This is a genomic window from Paracoccus onubensis, from assembly GCF_003591515.1.
Lineage (GTDB): Bacteria > Pseudomonadota > Alphaproteobacteria > Rhodobacterales > Rhodobacteraceae > Paracoccus > Paracoccus onubensis.
The window spans coordinates 1-21,236 of the sequence record NZ_QZCG01000006.1 but is presented as its reverse complement, the minus strand read 5'-3'; the positions used below and the strand labels follow the sequence as shown (position 1 = coordinate 21,236).

Sequence of the window (21,236 nt, the reverse complement as noted above, 5' to 3'; positions counted from 1 at the left end):
TTTCAGCCCCCCAGGAATGTGCGGCGGACCTCGGGATCGGCCAGCAGGGCCTGCCCGGTGTCGGTGTAACGGTTTTGGCCCTGGACAAGAACATAACCGATATCGGCGATCCCAAGCGCCTGACGCGCATTCTGTTCGACCATCAGGATCGAGATCCCGGTGCGTGCGATCTCGATGATGCGGTCGAACAACTCATCCATGACGATCGGGCTGACGCCCGCCGTCGGCTCATCCAGCATCAGCAATTGCGGGCGGGTCATCAGGGCGCGCCCCACCGCGACCTGCTGCCGCTGCCCACCGGAAAGCTCGCCTGCGGCCTGACGGCGCTTGTCTTTCAGAACGGGAAAAAGATCGAAGACCTGGTCCATCGTTGCGGCGATATCGTCGTTGCGGATGAAGGCGCCCATTTCAAGATTTTCCTCGACCGACATCGAGGGGAACACGTTATTGACCTGCGGCACGAAGCCCATACCCTTTCTGACCCGCTCCTGTGGGGACAGGGTGGTGATGTCCTGGCCATCCAGCGTCACCTGACCCTCGCGCAGCGGCAGCATCCCGAAAACCGCCTTCATCGCGGTGGATTTTCCTGCACCATTGGGGCCGACGATCACCGCGATCTGTCCCTTTTCGACGTTCAGGGTGCAGCCGTGCAGGATATCGGCCTTGCCATAACCGCCGCGCATATCTGTTGCGGAAAGATAATTCATGGGCCTATCGCCTTCAGGCTTTGCACAGATTTGCAATGCAGATCTGCAAGGTGCTGATCGAATTCGTATTTTTTCCACTTATGCGCAGTTCGCGCCATAATGCGATGACTTCCATGCGGAAATGCGGTCGGCAGAACAAGCTTTTTCATCCTGTCCCTGCCTTGACCTGGTTCTTGAGGCCAGTTCCCAGATAAGCCTCGATTACCGCTTCGTTCTGCATGATTTCATCCGATGCGCCGGTGGCGAGGACCTTGCCTTCCGCCATGACGATGACCGGATCGCATAGCTTGGCGATGAAATCCATATCATGCTCGATCACGCAAAACGTATAGCCCCGTTCCTTGTTCAGCCGGACGATCGCATCTCCGATTGTGCCAAGGAGCGTCCGGTTGACGCCTGCGCCGACCTCATCGAGAAAGACGACCTTGGCATCGACCATCATCGTCCGGCCAAGTTCCAGCAGTTTTTTCTGCCCGCCGGACAGGTTGCCGGCCCTTTCATGCGCCAGATGCCGGATCGTCAGGAATTCCAGGACCTCATCCGCCTTTTTGCGCAGTTCCAGTTCCTCCCGCTCGATCTGGCCGCGCCGGAGCCATGTGCTCCAGATGGTTTCTCCGGTTTGCTGGCCGGGGACCATCATCAGATTTTCGCGCACGGTCATCGACGCGAATTCATGGGCAAGCTGGAAGGTGCGCAGCAATCCGCGATGAAACAATTCATGTGGGGGCAGGCCGGTGATCTCCTCATCATCCATGAAGACGCGCCCCGAAGTCGGAGGAAGGACGCCTGCAACCACATTGAAAAGCGTAGATTTTCCCGCGCCATTCGGGCCGATCAGCCCGGTTATCGAACCTGTCTCGATGGACAGGCTGGCACCGTCTACAGCGCGAAACCCGCCAAAATGACGGTGCAGGTCTTCGACCCTGATCATATATATTTCCCTGTCGTCTTCACATTGAACGGTGAAGTTTCCGCCATAAGCGGTTGTTGGAATGTTGATCGGCCCGGCGCATGGAGGGCGTCGGGCCGATCGCGTCGATATGTCTTAGCGGTAGCCAACCACTTCCATTTCGCCGCCGGTAAAGGAAACTTCGCGATAGATGCCGGCGGATTCGCCCGGCTCGACGAATTCGACCGAAGTCGCGCCGACATAATCGATATCACCGCCTTCGCTCAAGATGTCGAGCGCCTTGCCCAATTCTCCGGGGAGGATCTTTTCGCCCGGCTCATTGGCGATATCCATGATCTTTTCCTTGTATTCCGCCGGATCGCTGGAGCCTGCCGCTGCCATGCCCAGCAGAATCAGCGCTGCGGCGTCATAGGATTCAGCCGAGAAGGCGCCGGTGCCATCATATCCGGCCTCTTCGGCCATTTTGACATAGATATCGCGACCTTCGCCCTCGGCGGCAGGGTTCTGTCCGAAGCTGCCTTCGATTTCTTCGCCGAAATTATCGACCAGCGCCTGACCGACCATGCCGTCCGGGAACACGAATGTATCGAACGCGCCGGTATCCAACGCGGCACGCACCACGCCCGAACCGCCCTGATCGACATAACCCGCCACGACCAGCGCATCACCACCGGCGGCGGACAATGCGGCGACCTCGGCCGAGTAATCGGCCTTGCCATCCTCATGCGCGGAATTGGTGGTGATCGTGCCGCCTTTTTCCGTGAAAGCGGCCTCGAAGCTTTCCGCCAGACCTTTGCCGTAATCGTTATTGGTATAGGTTACGGCGACGTTCTCGATGCCCTTCTCCATGATGATATCGGCCATCACCTCGCCCTGCCGGGCATCCGACGGCGACGTGCGGAAGAACAGGCCATTATCCTCGATCGTGGAAAGCGCGGGAGAGGTTGCCGAAGGAGAGATCATCACGATGCCATTAGGCACGGCGACATTTTCAAGCGAGGCAATCGCTTCGCCGGAACACATTCCGCCGATGATCCCTTTTACGCCTTCTGCGGTAATCAGACGCTCGACCGTGGCGGTTGCGGCGGCGGCATCGGCGCAGGTCGAATCGCCCTGAACGAGAGATACGGTCGAACCGTCCAGAAACTTGCCGGAATCACTGATTTCCTTAACGGCCAGTTCGGCACCTTTCTGCATGTCCGGAGCCATGGATTCCAGCGGTCCGGTGAAGCCCAGCGAAGTCCCCAGCTTGATTTCCTCGGCACTGACCATACCCGCTGAAAGGGCGGTCACGGCAGTCGCGATAAGAAGTTTTTTCATAGTTAAGTCTCCCGGTTGGAACATTGCCCTGAAGAGCAGGTTAGAAGGCCCGCGAATAAAAGGAAAGTGGCTATTCCCAGCCCGGCTGAGGTCCGGATACCGTATGATTCGACCGCCGATTCCTCATATCGGCCTGCCGCTGTCCTGCGCGGCGTCGGTTTCGGAGCGGTGCTTGATAACCTGCAGAACGGCGCTGTGGAAATCGCCAAGGAAAACCTGTCCCCACCAGTCGCAATAGGCGTTGATCGGGGTGGCGATCCTGTATTCCGTCGTCAGGGTCAGCCGGGTGCGCCCGCCGGGAAGCGGTTCCAGCGTGTAATTGCCGTTCGAAATCCCGAGATAGGGGCTGTCGATGTCGATATGCCCCTCGACCGAGGCGGGAATGGCGTCCTGATCGAAACGGAAATCCCATGCCAGATAGCGATCCTGCTCCCATGCGGTCACGATTTCTTGAAAACGCACGCCCTCGCTCCAGCGGAGATGCCGCACAGCGCCGGGGCCTGAACCTTCAAGCGCCGCATTTTCCGGGCGCGGAACGCCGATGATGTCATGGCTGATGCTGAATGGCAGTTCATCGCGGGCAATTCCGGGGATCTCGACCGTGTGCCGCCATACCGTGGCGGGCGGGGCCTCTATCTCGACCACGCTTGTGACCGAGCCGTAATGATCGGCATGGCTCAGGTGAGGTTCAAGCGGCAGGACCAGCAAAGGCAGCGCGATCATGAAAACCGTGGTTTTGCGCGCATTGTACCAGCGCAGAAGGTTATGAGTCAGTATCGTGCCGAGCACGGATCCGGCGGCAAGGAACGGCGCTGCCATCACTGCGCAGATGCCGCCTTCCCCAAAGAATGCCATGCTGATGATCACCAGCACCATGATGATGCCCAGACCGACCAGAATGTGACCGCCGATTGGCTCTGCGCCTCGCGGATCGGCAAGGATCTTGGCGATGCTGGCGATGGCCATGGGCATCAGGATCAGCCCGCTGATGACGGGCAGGATCATTTCATCGATACCCATTCCGACCCAGATCATCAGATAAAGGATCAGACCATAAAGCAGGGCTGCGATAACCGCCAGCGCAAGGCGTTTCCTGACAGGAACGGAAAGACCCGAATCCGGCATTGTCACGGCCTTTTCCCGCCGTCAGCCTGCGTTCAACACGGGCTCATAAATCGCAGCAATCCGCGCGACGGCGTCATTGGGCGGCAGTTCTTCGGTTTCGCCGCTGCGGCGGTTGGTCAGTTCGACCTTGTTATTCGCCAGTCCTCGCGGCCCCACAGTGATCCGCCAGGGCAGTCCGATCAGGTCCATTGTGGCGAATTTCGCGCCCGCCCGTTCGTCCCGGTCATCATAAAGCGGATCAAGCCCCTGTGCGCGAAGTTCGGCATAAAGCGCTTCGCAGGCGCTGTCGGTGGAATTGTCGCCCTGTTTCAGATTGACGATTCCGACATGGAATGGCGTCACGCCTTCGGGCCAGATGATCCCGCGCTCGTCATGGCTGGCCTCGATGATCGCGCCGAGAAGGCGGCTGACGCCGATACCGTGGCTGCCCATGTGAACCGGCACGCGGCTGCCATCGGGCGCGACCACGGTGGCGCCCATCGGTTCGGAATATTTGGTGCCGAAATAGAAGATCTGCCCGACCTCGATCCCGCGCGCCACGCGGCGGCGGTCTTCGGGAAGCTGCTGGAACAGGGTCTCGTCATGGGTTTCGTCGGTGCGGGCGTAGCGGCTGGTGAATTCTTCCATGACCGCCTGGCATTCGGCATGGCTGTCATGGTCGATCCGCCGGTTCCCGAATTTCAGATCGGTGATCTCGCTGTCGTAATAGACCTCGGATTCGCCCGTCTCGGCCAGCACCAGAAATTCGTGCGTATGGTCTCCGCCGATGGGTCCGCCATCCGCCCGCATCGGGATCGCCTGAAGGCCCATCCGTTCATAGGTGCGCAAATAGCTCACCAGATGACGGTTATAGGCGTGCAGCGCGTCTTCCTTGGTCAGGTCGAAATTATAGCCGTCCTTCATCAGGAATTCGCGGCCGCGCATCACGCCGAAACGGGGGCGGATTTCGTCACGGAATTTCCACTGGATATGATAAAGGGTCAGCGGCAGATCCTTGTAGCTGCCGACATGGCTGCGGAAAATATCGGTGATCATCTCCTCATTGGTGGGACCGTAAAGAAGATCGCGCTTGTGACGGTCGCGAATCCGCAACATCTCTTCGCCGTAATCGTCATAGCGGCCGCTTTCGCGCCACAGATCGGCGGATTGAAGCGTGGGCATCAGAAGCGGGATATGCCCGACGCGCTGCTGTTCCTCGTGCACGATCTGTTCGATCCGGCGCAGAACCTTGTATCCAAGCGGAAGCCATGAATAAATTCCCGCCGCCTGCTGGCGGATCATCCCGGCGCGCAGCATCAGGCGGTGACTGACGATCTGGGCCTCTTTGGGGTCTTCTTTCAGAACGGGAAGAAAATAACGGCTCAGACGCATGGGCGGGATCCTCTGTAATCGGTTCCGCGAGGGTTAGCGGATCGTCCGGGGCTTGCCAAGGAGATGTGCATAAGCAACTCGGGTCGACCTTGCAACCGCCCGCCAAGCCCTCCACATTCATCCCGGACAAATCAGGCGGAGAGACGCAATGAGCGTGCCGGTACGGAAACAGGCGATCTGGTGGGGCGTGGCTGCTTTGGCGCTATTTCTTGCCATGTGGCTGCTGGGACAGGCGATCCTGCCGTTCCTTCTGGGTGCGGGCATCGCCTATATGCTGGACCCGATCGCAGACAGGCTGCAGCGGATCGGGCTGTCGCGAACCATGTCCGTGGTGGTCATCACGGCGGGTGCGGTGCTGCTTCTTGCCGCGGTGTTCCTGCTGATCGTGCCGGTTTTGCTGCGTCAGGCTGCCTCGCTGATCGAAACCGCACCCCAGATGCTGGATCAGGCGCGGGCCTTCGTCTCGGCGCATTTTCCCGAACTGGTGCCCGAGGGCGGCACGATCGGTTCGGCGATCAGCGATCTGGGCAAGAGCATGGGTGAGCAACTGGGCAAGGTCGCGGGCACGCTGCTTGGCTCGGTTCGCGGTGTCTTCGGGGTGCTGGCGCTGCTTGTGATCGTGCCGGTGGTGACATTCTATCTGCTGCTGGACTGGGACAGGATGGTCACGCGGATTGACGGTTTGCTGCCGCGCGAGCATGCGCCCTCGATCCGGCGATTGGCGGGCGAGATCGACGACGCCCTGTCGGGATTTCTGCGCGGACAAGGGCTGGTGATCCTGATCCTTGGGACATGGTATTCCATTGCGCTTGCTCTTGTGGGACTGCCTTTCGGATTCTTTATCGGTATCATGGCCGCGGTGCTGTCTTTCGTTCCCTATGTCGGCGTTCTGGTGGGTGGAGCGACGGCCATCGGTGTGGCGCTGTTCAATTTCTGGGGCGAGCCGCTGTGGATTGGCGCGGTCGTGGTGATCTTTGCCATCGGCCAGATTGTCGAGGGTAATTATCTGCAGCCCAAGATCGTCGGCGGCCATGTCGGCCTGCATCCGGTCTGGCTGTTGCTGGCCCTGTCAGTCTTTGGCGCGCTGTTTGGGTTTGTCGGGCTGGTATTGGCGGTCCCGCTGGCGGCGGCGGTGGGCGTGCTGGCGAGGTTCCTGACCGAGCGATATCTTGAAAGCCCGCTTTACACCGGGCAGGCGGCGCCACCCGAGCCGGAATTGCCTTTGCGTGTGGAGCTTGCGCCCCGTGGTTCGCTGAAGGCCGAATTGCATGCGGCTTATCTGCGCGAAGAAGCGGAAGAGATCGCAATCCTGGAGCATCAGGACGACAAGACGGAAAAAGGCTGACAGGATTTGCCCCGGCAATTGACTTTGGATCTGACCACGCCGCCGGCATTTTCCCGGGCAGATTTTCTGCCGTCGGCAGCAAATGAGACTGCGCTTTCAGCATTGGATGCCCCGCGGGACTGGCCACAGGGGCGTATGCTGCTGATCGGGCCGGAGGGCTCGGGTAAATCGCATATGGTGGCCTTTTGGGCGGCCGAGAATGGTGCGCGCAAGGTATCTGCGGCCGTGTTGAACCCCGAAAGCACCGATCGTCTGGTGGCCGAAGGCGGTGCGCTGGTGGTCGAGGATGCGGATCATTCCGGCTATGCGGCAGGGGCCGAACAGGCGCTGTTTCATCTGTGGAATCTCTGCGGAGCGCGAGATTGCCTGTTACTGATGACCGCGCGAAGCGCTCCGCGGGACTGGGGGCTGGTGCTGCCCGATCTGCGCTCTCGCATGGATGCGGTTGCGCAGGTCAGACTCGGTCCGCCGGATGAGGCATTGCTGGCCGCCGTTCTGGTCAAGCTGTTCGCCGACCGGCAATTGGCGGTATCCGCCGGACTGATCGACTGGCTGGTATTGCGCATGGATCGGGATATGGGGCTGGCGCGGCGGCTGGTGTCCGGGATGGATCGGATGGCGCTTGCGCGCAAGGGACCTGTGACCCGCAAGATCGCCGCGGATCTGCTGGACAAGCTGACCGTCGCTGACGCATGATGCCGCCTCGATTTCATCCCCTCGACTCCCGTTCCGGAACCCATGACTCAGGCAAATTTTCTTAGAAACCCGTTTCCCGAGGCCAAGGAGCTGCCTTCAGGCCTGCCCGAAGGTCCGGCACGATTCTTCAACCGCGAGCTAAGCTGGCTCAGCTTCAACTGGCGGGTACTGGACGAGGCCCGGAATGCGCGGGTGCCCTTGCTCGAACGGCTGCGCTTCGTCTCGATCAGTGCCGCCAATCTGGACGAGTTCTATACCGTTCGCGTGGCGGGTCTGCGGGAACTGGTTCGCGAAGGGAACACGTCCCCTTCGGATGATGGGCTGACCGCCGCCGAACAGCTCAGCCTGATAGATGCCGATGCGCGGCGTCTGATGAGTGCGCAGCAGGGGGTCTGGAACCGTCTGCGCCGCGAGATGGAAGAACAGGGGATCATGATCCTGTCGCGCAGCAATATCACGCGCGCGGAAGAGGAATTCCTGCGAAAGCATTTCGAAGACAATGTGCTGCCGGTCCTGTCTCCGCTGGCCATCGATCCGGCCCATCCGTTTCCGTTCATTCCGAATGCCGGATTTTCGCTAGCGCTGGAGCTGGCTCGGGAAACCGGTGGGCTGCAGATGCAGGCCCTGCTGCCGATTCCGGCGCAATTGCAGCGCTTCATCCCGCTTCCGGGCGGGCAGCGCTTCCTGCGCCTGGAGGATTTGCTGCTGATGCATCTGTCCAGCCTGTTCCCTGGCTATCGCGATACCGGGCATTGCGCGTTCCGGGTATTGCGCGACAGCGATCTGGAGGTCGAGGAAGAGGCCGAGGATCTTGTCCGTGAATTCGAAACGGCACTGAAACGACGCCGCAGGGGAAGCGTGATCCGGCTGAAGATCACCAGAGGCGCGCCTGACCGGCTTCGCCGGCTGATCATGGAGGAACTCGAGGTCGATTCCGACGAGGTGGTCGAGGTCGCAGGGCTGCTGGGCATGGCTGATCTGGGTCAGCTTGTACTGGACAGCCGCCGTGATCTGCTATGGCCCAGTTTCAACCCGCGGGTTCCCGAGCGGGTGCGGGACCATCACGGCGATATGTTCGCGGCGATCCGGCAGAAAGACATGCTGCTGCATCATCCCTATGAAACATTCGACATGGTCGTGCGCTTTCTTCAGCAGGCCGCGCGGGATCCGAATGTGCTGGCGATCAAGCAGACGCTTTACCGAACCAGCCGCGACAGCCCGATTGTCGAAGCCCTGTGCGAGGCTGCCGAAGCAGGAAAATCGGTGACGGCGCTTGTCGAACTCAAGGCGCGGTTCGACGAGGCCGCGAATATCCGGCAGTCGCGGCGCCTGGAGCGGGCAGGGGCGCATGTCGTCTATGGTTTCGTGCAGTACAAGACCCATGCCAAGATCAGTACCGTGGTCCGGCGCGAGGGCGATACATTGGTGACCTATACCCATTACGGCACCGGCAATTATCATCCGATCACCGCGCGGATCTATACCGACCTGTCGTTGTTCACCTGTGACGCGGCGCTTGGGCGCGATGCCACCAAGGTCTTCAACTATCTGTCCGGCTATGTTCAGCCGGAAGGGTTGGAGAATCTGTCAATCTCTCCGATCGATCTCAAGGAGAACCTGCTGGCCCTGATCGCGAGAGAGGCGGAATATGCGCGGCTGGGGCGTCCTGCGGCGATCTGGGCCAAGATGAATTCGATTATCGAGACAGATGTGATCGAGGCGCTTTATGCCGCAAGCAATGCCGGGGTAAAGATCAGTCTGGTTATTCGCGGAATTTGCGGGATACGTCCCGGGATCAAGGGGTTATCGGAAAATATTCGGGTGAAGTCTATTATCGGACGCTATCTCGAACACTCCCGGATCGTCTGTTTCGGCAATGGCCACGGGCTGCCATCGAAGAAAGCGCGGGTCTTCTTTTCCTCGGCTGACTGGATGGTGCGGAACCTGTCGCGGCGCGTCGAAACGCTGGTCGAGTGTCGCAATGAAACGGTAAAGGCCCAGATCACCAGTCAGATCATGGCCGCCAATATGGCGGATGAGGCGCAAAGCTGGATCCTGCAGCCCGATGGGCGATTCGTCCGTTATCTGCCGGACGGACGAGACGATCTGTTCAACTGTCACCGGTTTTTCATGGAAAACCCCTCACTGTCGGGACGAGGCACCGCAGGCGCGCGTGACGTTCCGGCGCTCACCCATTCAGCCGATTGACCCGTAGGGAAGATCGGTTCATTAACGTGACGATGCGAAAGCAGGGGGCTTTGCGATGAACCGCGAACGACGCTTGACCGGTCCGATGGTAGAGTCTTTTGGCAAGCTGCCGAAACGCGCCTTGTCCAGGGTGGGGGTCGTCGATGTGGGCTCGAACTCGATCCGGCTGGTCGTTTTCGACGGCGCGGCACGTTCCCCGGCCTATTTCTACAATGAGAAAGTCATGGCCGGACTTGGTCAGGACATGGTTTCGACGGGCCGACTGAACCCCGCCGGGGTCGAACGGGGATTTGCTGCCTTGCGGCGGTTTGCCGCTCTCGCCAAGGGCATGGATATTGAGCCTTTGACCTGCGTGGCCACGGCAGCCATCCGCGAGGCAGAGGACGGGCTGGAATTCCAGAAGCGGGTCGCCAGGGAAACCGGGCTCAAACTGATCGTGATCGATGGCGAGGAAGAGGCGCGGCTTTCGGCTCAGGGCGTGTTGCTAGGCTGGCCTGAAGCAAAAGGTCTGGTCTGCGATATCGGCGGCAACTCGATGGAACTGGCCGAAGTATCGGGCGGCAAGGTCGGTCGGCGAACGACCTCGCAACTGGGGCCATTCCGTTTGCAGCAGGTCGAGGGCGGCAAGACCGGCCTGCAGAAACATATCCGCAAGATCATGGAGGGTCTGGCCGATCATATCGGCACCGATCACGAACGGATCTATCTGGTCGGCGGCTCGTGGCGAGCCATCGCCCGGCTGGACATGGAACGGACCGGTTATCCGATGACGGTTCTGCATGAATACCGGATGACACCGGAATCCGTGGCGAAGACCGTTGACTGGATCGCCGAACACGATCCGAACCAGTTGCGCGGGAGGGTCGGTATATCATCTTCGCGGATGGAACTTGTGCCGCTTGCCTCCAGAGTGCTGTCTGAACTTGTCGCGACATTCAAGCCTGCGGAACTTGCCGTCTCCAGCTATGGCATCCGCGAAGGGCTTCTTTACGAGCAGATGTCCGATCAGCTACGCAAGCGCGATCCGCTGATCGAGGTTGCCCGCTTTACCGAGCGGCAGATGGCGCGGATCCCGGGTTTCGGGAAGAAACTGTATCATTTCCTGTTGCCGATCTTCGCCGATGCTCCGCCCGAGCAAGAGCGGCTGATCCGCGCGGCATGTCTGCTTCACGACACGACATGGCGCGCCCACCCGGATTATCGCGCCGAAGCCTGTTTCGACAATGTGACCCGCGCAAATATGGCGGCGATCAGTCATCAGGAACGGATTTTTCTGGGGTTGGCACTTTTGCATCGCTACAAGAACAGCCGATCGAAATCACTGATGGCGCCGCTTTTCGATCTGCTCTCCAAGGAGGAAATCCGCACCGCCGAGATATTGGGCAAGGCGATGCGATTCGGAGCAATGTTCGCGATCGACGATCCGTCGGATGCCGGCGAACTGACCTTTCTGCCAGCGAAGGGCAGGCTTGAACTGAAACTGACCGCGACGGGGCGGCAATTATCGGGCGAGGTCGTCGAAGCTCGGTTCAAATCACTCTGCAGCTCGCTTGATGTCGAGCCGATCATGAAAACCTGAACGGGTTTTCAGGGCAGGACGGTTCGCAAGGCGGGCAGCCCGACACCGGTTGACTCGAAACCGCCATCCACCGCCAGCACCTGACCGGTGATATAGCTGGCCTTGTCGCTTGCCAGAAAAACGATCGCCTCGGCCAGTTCCTCTTCGCTGCCATAACGGTTCAGGGGGATGGCATCGTGATAGGCCGCGATGATCTCGGGGCTGTGAACGGCCATGGCCAGCTTGGTGCGGACTGGGCCGGGCGCGACGCAATTCACGCGGATGCCGTATTCACCCAGTTCGGCGGCCTGCTGACGGGTCAAGTGGATCACCGCAGCCTTAGAGGTGCCATAGGCAACCCGCAGCGTCGAGCCGCGAAGGCCCGAGATCGAGGCAATGTTGACGATTGCGCCGCCCTGTTCTTTCAGGGCCGGAATGCAGGACTGGCTGACAAGGAAAGTGCCGTCCAGATTGGTTGCCATGACGGTACGCCAGCGTGCGAAATCGGTTTGCTCTATCGGGCCGAAATCGGCGACACCGGCATTGTTCACCAGCGCATCGATACGTCCGGTCCGGGCCAGTACCTGGGCGGTCATCGCGTCGACCTGATCGGGATCCGAGATGTCGCAATCAATCGCGAAACCTTCGGGAAAGGTGGCGCGGGCCAGTTCCGCGCTGTCACGATCCACCAAAGCGACCTGCCAGCCTCCAGCCGCGAAAAGTTTCGCCGTCGCCAGTCCGATTCCGCGTGCCGCACCGGTCACGATTGCTGTCTTCATGCTGTTCTCCCCTGATCGCGATGCTGCGCAGAATAGGTATCTGGCGGCAAAAGAAAAGGGCACCCGAAGGCGCCCTTTCCGTATCTGCCAAGGGGGCAGGGGCTGATTACATCATGCCGCCCATGCCACCCATTCCGCCCATATCGGGCATGCCGCCGCCGCCAGCACCTTTCGGCTCCGGTTTCTCGGCGATCATGGCTTCGGTGGTGATCAGCAGACCGGCAACCGACGCCGCATCTTCCAAAGCGGTACGGACGACTTTGGCCGGATCGATGACGCCGAACTTGAACAGGTCGCCATATTCTTCGGTCTGGGCGTTGAAGCCGAATTTGACATCGTCCGATTCACGGATCTTGCCGGCAACGACAGCACCGTCAACGCCCGCATTCTCGGCGATCTGACGCAGCGGAGCCTCAAGCGCGCGGCGCACGATGGCGATACCGGCTTCCTGATCGCTGTTTTCGCTCTTGAGATCGGAAAGACCCTTCGCGCCCTGAACCAGAGCGACACCGCCACCGACCACGACGCCTTCCTGAACGGCCGCACGGGTTGCGTTCAATGCGTCGTCAACGCGGTCCTTGCGCTCTTTCACTTCGATTTCGGTCATACCGCCAACGCGGATCACGGCAACGCCGCCTGCCAGTTTGGCAACACGCTCTTGCAGTTTTTCCTTGTCGTAATCCGAAGTGGTTTCTTCGATCTGCTGACGAATCTGCGAAACGCGGGCTTCGATCTCGGGCTTGTCACCGGCACCGTCGATGATGGTGGTGTTGTCCTTGTTGATCGAAACTTTCTTGGCCGTGCCCAGCATGTCGATCGTGACGTTTTCCAGCTTCATGCCAAGGTCTTCGCTGATAACCTGACCGCCAGTCAGGATCGCGATGTCCTGCAGCATGGCCTTGCGGCGATCGCCGAAGCCCGGAGCCTTGACCGCAGCGATTTTCAGACCGCCGCGCAGCTTGTTGACGACCAGCGTGGCCAGAGCCTCACCTTCAACGTCTTCTGCGATGATCAGCAGCGGCTTTTGCGACTGAATGACCGATTCCAGCAGCGGAACCATCGGTTGCAGCGAGGACAGTTTTTTCTCGTGCAGCAGGATGTAGCAGTCTTCCAGATCCGCGATCATCTTGTCGGGATTGGTGACGAAATAGGGCGACAGGTAGCCACGGTCGAACTGCATGCCTTCGACGACTTCGACTTCGGTTTCCAGACCCTTGTTTTCCTCGACGGTGATGACGCCTTCATTGCCGACCTTTTGCATCGCATCGGCGATCTGGCGACCGATCGAAGCTTCGCCATTGGCCGAGATGGTGCCGACCTGAGCGACTTCGTCGCTGTCGTTCACCGGGCGCGAGGCGGCTTTGATGGCTTCGACGACCTTGGCGGTCGCTGCATCGATACCGCGCTTCAGATCCATTGGGTTCATGCCGGCGGCGACGGCTTTCATGCCTTCGCGGACGATGGCCTGAGCCAGAACGGTTGCGGTGGTGGTGCCGTCACCGGCTTCGTCATTGGTGCGCGAAGCGACTTCGCGGACCATCTGGGCACCCATGTTTTCGAACTTGTCGGTCAGTTCGATTTCCTTGGCGACCGTTACACCGTCCTTGGTGATGCGTGGAGCGCCGAAGGATTTGTCGATCACCACGTTGCGGCCTTTGGGGCCCAGCGTTACCTTCACAGCGTCGGCAAGGATGTTGACGCCTTTCAGCATCCGGTCGCGGGCGTCGGTGTTGAACTTGACTTCTTTACCAGCCATTTGAATCTCCTACTTGTTTTATCCTGAAGTTGCGTTTTCCGGGAAACGGCTGGATCAGCCGATAATGCCCAGGATGTCGCTTTCCTTCATGATCAGCAGCTCTTCACCATCGATGGTGACCTCGGTGCCCGACCATTTGCCGAACAGAACGCGGTCGCCCGCCTTCACCGCCGGTGCGATCAGTTCGCCCGAATCCTTGCGCGCGCCTTCGCCGACCGAGATGATCTCGCCCTCGGCGGGTTTTTCCTTGGCGCTGTCAGGAATGATCAGGCCGCCTTTGGTCTTTTCGTCTGATTCGACGCGGCGGACCAGCACACGGTCATGCAGCGGTTTGAATGCCATTGGTTAACACTCCGATGTTTCTGTTGCAGTGTTGTTGGCACTCATCCAGTGCGAGTGCCAGTGACGGGGATCTAGGAGAGTGCGGCGGTTCTGTCAACGACAAGTTCGCAAAATTTTGCGCGATATACCGGTGGCGGTGCTGGGGTAATCATGCCAGCCTGTGATCTGTTTTTAGGTAATGAGAAGGGCCGAAACGGAATGCGCATTCTGCTGATGGTATTTCTGACGCTATGGACCGGAACCGCGGGGGCCGCGCCATGTGAAGGGCGAAATCTGTTCGACGCCCTGTCGGCCGAAGATCGCTCTCGCCTCGATGCGGCAGTTGATGACATTCCCTATCACAGCGGGCTCTTATGGCGCGCAACCAAGGATTCCGCGGAAATCACGCTGGTCGGCACCTATCACTTTCCCGATGCCCGTCATGAAGCGATGCTGGACCGGTTGGGCGATCCGCTCGGCAATGCCGCGGCCGTCTATGTCGAGGCGGGGCCACAGGAAGAGGAAAGGCTTGCGACGGCGTTAAGCGAGGATCCCTCGCTCATGGTCAACGAATCCGGCCCGACCTTGCCCGAGCGTTTGAACGAACAGGAATGGGAAATTCTGTCCCGTGCCATGGCGGAGCGTGGCCTTCCCGCCGTTGTCACCGCCAAGCTTCGGCCCTGGTATGTGGCGATGATGATCGGCATTTCCCCCTGCGTTCTGCAGGAAGCCGGGCAGGAGGGAGAATTGCGCGGTCTGGATCACCTGTTGATTGAAGAGGCCGAGGATCAGGAATTGCCCGTCCATGCGCTTGAACCCTGGGATACGGTTTTTTCCCTTTTCACCGGCATGACACCGGAAGAAGAGTTGGACATGATCCGGACCGCCTTGCCGGTTGCATCCTATTCCAACGATTACGCGGTGACGCTGACCGAAGCCTATTTTTCCGGTGACGTGTGGAAAATATGGGAATTCGGCCGCATCGACGCCTATGCGAATTCAGGGTTGAGCGAGGACGAGGTGGACGAACAGTTCAGCTTTGCGCAGTCGCGGCTGATGGATCAGCGGAATGAAAGCTGGATCGAACCGCTTACGGAAGGTGCCCTTGCCGCCGCCGGCGAGGGCAAGGAAATCGTCGCAGGATTCGGTGCACTCCACCTGCCCGGCGAACAGGGCGTGCTGCGATTGCTGGAAAAGCGCGGCTGGACGATTGAACGGCTCGACGGCTGAGGCATCGCCTGTCGCTGACAGTCCGCTTATCCTGACCGGGCGATCACTCGCCCGTTTCCGGGATATCTGGATGCCATGAAAGACGCGGGATTTCCGATCGGATATGCCGCGATATCAGGAGGGCTGCTGGTCATCTTCCCCATATTCGTCATTTAGCGGACGAATACGCAGCCTCGTGATGCGATTTTCGCGGCGGCTGGCGACCTCGAAACGATAACCGTGGATGGAAAACACCTGGCCCGGCTCGGGAATCGACTGGGCCATGTGAATGACCAGACCGGCAATCGTATTCGCCTCGTCATCGGGCAGATTCCATTCCAGCTGCCGGTTCAGGTCACGGATCGTCATGCCGCCATCAACCGAGTAATCGCCCTGGGCATTCGGCGTCAGGGTCTGATCGGCTTCCGTATCATGCTCATCCGCGATCTCGCCGACGATCTCTTCCAGAATATCCTCCAGCGTGATCAACCCGCGCAGCGAGCCGTATTCATCCACCACAAGCGCGAAATGCGTCCGGCGTTTCAGGAATTCCCGCATCTGTTCGTCAAGCGCGGTGGTGTCAGGCACGAAATAGGGTTTCATCGCCACGGCCAGCACGTCAAAATTCTGAAGCGTGCCGGCAGTGCCGTTTTCACGTACAGCCTTGTTGACCGCGCGCAGCAAATCCTTGGCGTGGATGACGCCCACGACATTTTCACGTTCGCCTTTGTAGACCGGCAACCGGGTATGCGGACTGGCCAGAACCGCGTCGAGGAGGTTCGATGGCGGCATGTCGCAATCGATCATCTGAATGCCTGATCGGTGAAGCATGATCTCTTCGACGGTGCGATTGCCCAGATCCAGCGCCCCCAGCAGCCGGTCCCGGTCCTCTTTCTGCACCGCGCCTGTGGCCTGTCCGATCGACAGGGCGCCTGCGATTTCCTCGTGGACCGAGAACATGTTCGATTCCGGATCGGTCTTCAGCCCGAAAAGGCGCAGAATGCCGCGCACGATGAGCCGAACCACCGCAACAAGGGGCGACAGCAGAAGCGTCACCCAGCGAATCGGGCGGGCCACGAGGCTGGCGACATTCTCGGGTGCCGAGATGGCATAGGTCTTGGGCATCACCTCGGAAAAGATCAGCACGAGGACCGTCATCACCAGCGTTGCGATGGCGACGCCGCTGGAACCCAGAAGCCGCGTGAACAGTGCGGTGGCCAGACTTGCCGACAGGATATTGACGACATTATTGCCCAGAAGGACCGCGCCAATCAGGCTTTCGCTGTCCTCGGATACTTTCAGGGCCGCCTCTGCACCGGAATCACCTTTATCCGCACGTGAGCGCAGTTTGGCACGGCTGGCGGCAGTCAGGGCCGTTTCTGACCCCGAGAAGAAGGCCGAAAACATCAGCAGAACAAGAATCGCCGCAATGGTAATCCAGAAAGCGGCGTCGTACATACTTGAAGGGTCGTCCATGGGTTCCGTCAATTATTATCGGAGGCCGTCGCGTTCGGAAGCGCCAGCGGGTGATGATTCAGTACAAGGTCGCGCATGCGCTGGTCCAGCACATGCGTATAGATTTCGGTCGTGCCAAGATCGGCATGGCCGAGCAATGTCTGGATACTGCGCAGATCGGCCCCGCCTTCCAGAAGATGCGTGGCAAAAGCATGGCGAATGACATGAGGGGTCACGCGTGACGGATCAAGTCCGGCGGCTGCGGAGATATCCTTGAGCAGGCGGCCAAAGCTTTGCCGCGGCAAATGCCCGGCTGCGCCCGGCGCAGGGAACAGCCAGCGTGTGCCCTTGTCCGCGATCAGCCGTGCCAACGGGCTGTCCTTTGGCGCATTGTCGCGGATTTTCAGCCATGCCGACAATGCCTTGCGGGCCGGTTCGGTCAACGGAACCATCCGTTCCTTGTTGCCCTTGCCCCGGATCAGCAGCAATGCCGGATCGCCCCGACAGGCCGCAACGGGAAGCGAAACCAGTTCACTGACGCGCATTCCCGTTGCATATAGCAATTCGATCAGGCACAGGTTGCGGCTGCGATCGGCCACCGTGCGGCCCAAACCGGGCGCGGCCGCCAATATCGCCTCGACCTCCGCGCGGTTCAGCGTTTTCGGCAGGCGCTGCGATCTGCCCGGCCCGCTGATGCGGATCGCGGGATCGTCCTCTCGCCAGCCTTCTTCAAGCGCGAAGCGGGTGAACTGCCGTATCGAGGATAATCGTCGCGCCCGCGTCGCCTTTGAAAAACCCTGCGCCTCGCAATGGGTCAGGTAATCCTCGACCATTTCGCGTGTCAGATCGCCCAATGAGTGCCGCTTGTCCCCAAGCCAGTCCGACAGGTCGCGCAGATCACGGCCATAGGCCAGAAGCGTATTCCGGGCCGCGCCGGACTCGGCCGCCTGTGCGTCCAGAAAGGCCGAGATCGCGCGATGATCGGACATGCTCATCCAGGCGTTTCTTTCATCTGCGGCAATAGCGTCAGTTGCGCGGCGGCCAGATCGGCATCGCTGTTCAGCCCCAGCGCCCGCATCATCGCCAGCCCCTCGGCTGCGCGCGCCAGATCACCATCCAGTCCGGCGTCGATATCGGCCATCGCCTCAAGCAAAGCCTCGCCCCGACGCCCTGCGGGCGGTTCCGTTTCCCCGTTTTGAAGCTCAGGGGCGATTTCGGCGGATTGCATGGCATCCAGCCCCTGCCACTGACGCAGCCAGGTTGCAATCTCGCCGGCGTTGCCTGCGACATCGGACGGCAGATCCGCTGCGACCATCGCGGCCAGCACATCGGCCATATCGGCCGCGCGGAATTGCGCGAAGGCATGCGGCAAAGCATTGGCAAGATCACCCGCCGCCATTGCCGCCTCCAATGTCCTCATGGCGCTGGCCCGTTCCCACACGCCGCCCGAAGCGGCAGGTTTCTGTTCGGCATATATCTGCCGCAGCCGTTCGGGACTGATGGCCCCGGCCCGCGCAAGCCGTTCCGCCGCTTCGAGCCGCGCCTTCCAGCCGCTATTGGCGCGGAGGTCGGACAGGGCGAATGCAAGCGGAAGATGTTGTGTCGGCAGCGGTTGGCCAATCGCTTCATGCATGCGGAATTCAAGCGGGGTCACGTGGTCCGGCAGCGGAATCTGCTCGCCGCTGTCGACATAGGAATCGTGCAGGAAATGCGTCAGAAGCTGAACCTGCGGCTCATCGATCAGGCCAAGATCCTCGCCGCCGTTCAGACCGATCGCGGCTGCGGCCCAATCGCCCGATTGCGCAAGACAGAAAATACGGGCCGACAGGCTGGGCGCGATGCCCGGCGTGTTGACCATTCTTTCGCAGGCCTGTGCCTCCTCACCCTCAAGCAAAGCGATATCAAAGAGGCGCCGGAACTGTTCGGGCTCGCGCCCGCCGGCGGCCATGATCAGGTCGCGCGCCTGATCCAACGCTCCCATATCCAGCAACCGGTCGGTACGGGCCAGAAACAACGTCCCCCGATGCATCTCGGAATCTTGCGGAGGTTGAAGCTGTGCGATCAGTATTCTTTGCAGTAACGCGCTCATCGCAGGCAGGCGCGTCGGAGATTGCAGAATCCCTTCCGCAATGGTTCCGACATCGCTGTCTTTCCACAGATCGCGGGGTAATCCGGCCTTGCGGGCGGTAATCGTTCCGGCAAGATCGGGATTGGACCCGTCCAGGCGCGTCACCTTGATCTCACCGACCGCCCCGCTTTCGGCGACGGGCTGGGGATTCCCCTGACCCTTAACGCTCGGAGGCACCGGATCTCCCGGTCGCCATGCAGAGCTTTCCCGCGCCGGGCCTTTGACGCTGCCTGAAAGCCAGTCGCTCGCCGATAGCGGCGTCTCGGCCATGGCTGCGCCGGCCAGCATTCCGGCGAAGGGCAGGGCGATCAGGGCACCGCGAATATATGCGATCGAATTACCCACCCGCGCCCTCGGTATTGATTGGAACGCGCATTTCCTGCTGCGGTGCAGCCATGTCGCCCAGATAGGCATAAGCCACCAGAGCAACCAGCGCAGCCAGTATCAGCACCACAAGAAATTTCAGTAACCGCATATATCTTTGCCCTTGCTCTGCCAGATCCGTTTTCGCTTTACGGACTTTCGCCGATTTCACCCGAATATATATGGCAATTCGGGAAAGATCACGTCATTCAGTGGCACTGGTGGTAACGACTTGTCGGGGAAAACGCGAGGGAAGATGAAGCGGCATATCGTGATGATCGGGATGATGGGGGCGGGCAAGACCGCGGTCGGGTCTGAATTGGCCCGTCAGTTGCGGGTCAGCTTCACCGATTCGGATGCCGAGATCGAAACCGCCGCGGCCATGTCCGTCAGCGAGATATTCGCGCGCGACGGCGAAGCCTTTTTCCGCGACCGCGAAACCCAGATTCTTGCGCGCATCCTTCAGGGGCGTCCCGGCGTCGTCTCGACCGGTGGCGGTGCCTGGATGCAGGCCGGGAATCGAGAGTTGATCGCCGCCCGTGGGCTTTCTGTCTGGTTGAAATGCGATCTCGTGACATTGTGGCAGCGAGTGCGCCAGCGCAGCACGCGCCCTTTGCTCAGGACAGCCGATCCCAAAGGAACGCTGGCAAGGCTGATCGAGCAGCGTTATCCAACCTATGCCGAAGCCGATATAACCTTTGACGCGAATTCGAATGACAGTATCGAGACTGCGGCCCGACGGCTGATCGCGCAGATCCGCCGCGAGGTTCCCGGACTTCTGGAGGCAAAATGACCGAAACCATCACCGTTCACGTGCCGCTGGACGATCGCGCCTATGATGTCAGGATCGGGCAGGGACTCATTCAGGATGCCGGAGCCCAGATCGGCCCGTTTCTGCAGCGCTCCCGCGTTGCCATCGTCACCGATGAAACTGTGTCGACGCTGCATCTTGAACCTTTGCGGGCAGCATTGGCGGCTGCGGGGATCGCGTCGGAAGCATTGGTTCTGCCCGCTGGCGAAGCGACGAAAAGCTGGCCGCATCTGACCCGCTGCGTCGAATGGCTTCTTGAGCAGAGGATTGAACGGCGGGATATCGTTATCGCGCTTGGCGGCGGGGTGATCGGTGATCTTGTCGGTTTTGCCGCGGCGATCCTGCGGCGTGGCGTGCGATTCGTGCAGATTCCGACCACGCTTCTGGCACAGGTCGACAGCAGCGTTGGCGGCAAGACCGGAATCAACAGCGGATTCGGCAAGAATCTGATCGGGGCATTTCATCAGCCTGCGCTGGTGCTGGCCGATGTCGGCGTTCTGGATACGCTGTCCGAGCGCGATTTTCATGCCGGATATGGCGAGGTCATGAAATACGGCCTGCTGGGAGACGCGGATTTCTTTGCCTGGCTTGAAACCAACGCGACGCAATTACGGGCGGATATGGCGCTGCGCCAGCAGGCCGTCGCGCATTCGGTGCGGATGAAAGCCGCAATTGTGCTTCGCGACGAAACCGAACAGGGAGAGCGGGCGCTGCTGAATCTTGGCCACACATTCGGTCATGCGCTCGAAGCCGCGACGGGATATTCCGACCGGCTTCTGCACGGAGAAGGGGTCGCAATCGGTTGCGCGCTGGCCTTTGATCTTTCGGCGCGGATGGGATTGTGCAGTCAGGAAGAGCCCGGCCGTGTTCTGGCGCATCTGCGGCAGATGAATCTGCCGGCGTCACTTTCCGAGATTCCCGGCGAATTGCCCGATGATGCCGCTCTGATCGCCCTGATGGGGCAGGACAAGAAAGTCATCGACGGGCAATTGCGTTTCGTGCTTGCGAAGGGGATCGGGGAAAGTTTCGTCAGCGATGCCGTCGAAAGCGATGTGCTCGCATCGGTTCTGTGCGAGGCACGGCGTTAGTCTGTCTCCGAATTGGAGTGCGTTTCGTTCGACCGGAAACGTAATACGATGCGTCCCGCGACGGCCGGGGGCGCTGCCCCCGGACC

19 protein-coding genes are annotated in these 21,236 nt (G+C 60.2%); 7 read left to right on the top strand and 12 right to left on the bottom strand.

Annotation, left to right across the window (positions count from 1 at the left end):
- Positions 1-2: 2 nt before the first annotated feature.
- The 5 genes from D3P04_RS09590 to proS all read right to left on the bottom strand — a co-directional run bounded on the left by D3P04_RS09590 (position 3) and on the right by proS (position 5,433).
- Positions 3-707: an ABC transporter ATP-binding protein gene (locus D3P04_RS09590; RefSeq protein ID WP_119748279.1), complete on the bottom strand. Its 705-nt coding sequence runs from the start codon at positions 705-707 to the stop codon at positions 3-5.
- A gap of 145 nt (positions 708-852) precedes the next feature.
- Positions 853-1,638, bottom strand: coding sequence for an ABC transporter ATP-binding protein (locus D3P04_RS09585; RefSeq protein ID WP_119748277.1), 786 nt, complete (start codon positions 1,636-1,638; stop codon positions 853-855).
- Between the two features lie 114 nt (positions 1,639-1,752).
- Positions 1,753-2,937, bottom strand: coding sequence for an ABC transporter substrate-binding protein (locus D3P04_RS09580; protein WP_119748275.1), 1,185 nt, complete (start codon positions 2,935-2,937; stop codon positions 1,753-1,755).
- Positions 2,938-3,060: 123 nt separating this feature from the next.
- The gene (locus tag D3P04_RS09575; RefSeq protein ID WP_119748273.1) at positions 3,061-4,062 is read right to left on the bottom strand and encodes an SRPBCC family protein; all 1,002 of its coding nucleotides are present in this window, start codon (positions 4,060-4,062) and stop codon (positions 3,061-3,063) included.
- A gap of 21 nt (positions 4,063-4,083) precedes the next feature.
- Positions 4,084-5,433 carry a proline--tRNA ligase gene (gene proS, locus D3P04_RS09570; protein WP_119748271.1) on the bottom strand — a complete coding sequence of 450 codons (1,350 nt, stop codon included), beginning with the start codon at positions 5,431-5,433 and terminating at the stop codon, positions 4,084-4,086.
- 148 nt (positions 5,434-5,581) lie between these two features.
- Between proS and D3P04_RS09565 the strand changes: the two genes are divergently transcribed.
- From D3P04_RS09565 to D3P04_RS09550, 4 genes are read left to right on the top strand one after another with little or no spacing between them, the layout of a single operon-like run.
- Positions 5,582-6,778, top strand: a complete 1,197-nt coding sequence (locus tag D3P04_RS09565) for an AI-2E family transporter (RefSeq protein ID WP_119748269.1) — start codon at positions 5,582-5,584, stop codon at positions 6,776-6,778.
- An 18-nt stretch (positions 6,779-6,796) separates the two neighbouring features.
- Entirely contained in the window at positions 6,797-7,474 is a 678-nt protein-coding gene (locus D3P04_RS09560; protein ID WP_232844956.1) for a P-loop NTPase family protein, read from the top strand.
- A gap of 42 nt (positions 7,475-7,516) precedes the next feature.
- Positions 7,517-9,682, top strand: a complete 2,166-nt coding sequence (locus tag D3P04_RS09555) for an RNA degradosome polyphosphate kinase (RefSeq protein ID WP_119748265.1) — start codon at positions 7,517-7,519, stop codon at positions 9,680-9,682.
- A 55-nt stretch (positions 9,683-9,737) separates the two neighbouring features.
- Positions 9,738-11,261: a Ppx/GppA family phosphatase gene (locus tag D3P04_RS09550; protein ID WP_119748263.1), complete on the top strand. Its 1,524-nt coding sequence runs from the start codon at positions 9,738-9,740 to the stop codon at positions 11,259-11,261.
- 8 nt (positions 11,262-11,269) lie between these two features.
- Here the strand turns inward: D3P04_RS09550 and D3P04_RS09545 are convergent, their stop codons facing one another.
- From D3P04_RS09545 to D3P04_RS09535, 3 genes are all read right to left on the bottom strand, one after another.
- A complete protein-coding gene (locus tag D3P04_RS09545) occupies positions 11,270-12,019 on the bottom strand; it encodes an SDR family NAD(P)-dependent oxidoreductase (protein ID WP_119748261.1) in 750 nt (249 codons plus the stop codon).
- Between the two features lie 106 nt (positions 12,020-12,125).
- Positions 12,126-13,775 carry a chaperonin GroEL gene (groL, locus tag D3P04_RS09540; protein ID WP_119748259.1) on the bottom strand — a complete coding sequence of 550 codons (1,650 nt, stop codon included), beginning with the start codon at positions 13,773-13,775 and terminating at the stop codon, positions 12,126-12,128.
- Positions 13,776-13,829: 54 nt separating this feature from the next.
- On the bottom strand, positions 13,830-14,117 hold the full coding sequence (locus D3P04_RS09535) for a co-chaperone GroES (protein ID WP_119748257.1): 288 nt from the start codon (positions 14,115-14,117) through the stop codon (positions 13,830-13,832).
- A 198-nt stretch (positions 14,118-14,315) separates the two neighbouring features.
- On the opposite strand from D3P04_RS09535, the gene D3P04_RS09530 reads away from it, so the two are divergent.
- A complete protein-coding gene (locus D3P04_RS09530; protein WP_119748255.1) occupies positions 14,316-15,326 on the top strand; it encodes a TraB/GumN family protein in 1,011 nt (336 codons plus the stop codon).
- Positions 15,327-15,440: 114 nt separating this feature from the next.
- Here D3P04_RS09530 and D3P04_RS09525 read toward each other — a convergent pair whose 3' ends face one another.
- Genes D3P04_RS09525 through D3P04_RS23330 form a run of 4 tightly spaced genes read right to left on the bottom strand, consistent with a single transcriptional unit; the run spans position 15,441 to position 19,363 of the window.
- Positions 15,441-16,781, bottom strand: coding sequence for an HlyC/CorC family transporter (locus D3P04_RS09525; RefSeq protein WP_119748253.1), 1,341 nt, complete (start codon positions 16,779-16,781; stop codon positions 15,441-15,443).
- A gap of 8 nt (positions 16,782-16,789) precedes the next feature.
- On the bottom strand, positions 16,790-17,755 hold the full coding sequence (locus tag D3P04_RS09520) for a site-specific tyrosine recombinase XerD (protein WP_119748251.1): 966 nt from the start codon (positions 17,753-17,755) through the stop codon (positions 16,790-16,792).
- Complete coding sequence (locus D3P04_RS09515; protein WP_119748249.1) at positions 17,752-19,233, bottom strand: hypothetical protein; 1,482 nt, start codon at positions 19,231-19,233, stop codon at positions 17,752-17,754. Before D3P04_RS09515 ends, D3P04_RS09520 begins: the two co-directional genes overlap by 4 nt.
- Entirely contained in the window at positions 19,226-19,363 is a 138-nt protein-coding gene (locus D3P04_RS23330) for a hypothetical protein (protein ID WP_182912798.1), read from the bottom strand. The genes D3P04_RS09515 and D3P04_RS23330 overlap by 8 nt, the downstream gene beginning before the upstream one ends.
- A 144-nt stretch (positions 19,364-19,507) precedes the next feature.
- Here D3P04_RS23330 and D3P04_RS09510 point away from each other — a divergent pair, with 144 nt between their 5' ends.
- Positions 19,508-20,044 (top strand): shikimate kinase, encoded by a 537-nt coding sequence (locus D3P04_RS09510; protein WP_119748247.1) that lies wholly within the window; start codon positions 19,508-19,510, stop codon positions 20,042-20,044.
- Positions 20,041-21,150: a 3-dehydroquinate synthase gene (gene aroB, locus D3P04_RS09505; RefSeq protein ID WP_119748245.1), complete on the top strand. Its 1,110-nt coding sequence runs from the start codon at positions 20,041-20,043 to the stop codon at positions 21,148-21,150. The genes D3P04_RS09510 and aroB overlap by 4 nt, the downstream gene beginning before the upstream one ends.
- Positions 21,151-21,236: the final 86 nt, after the last annotated feature.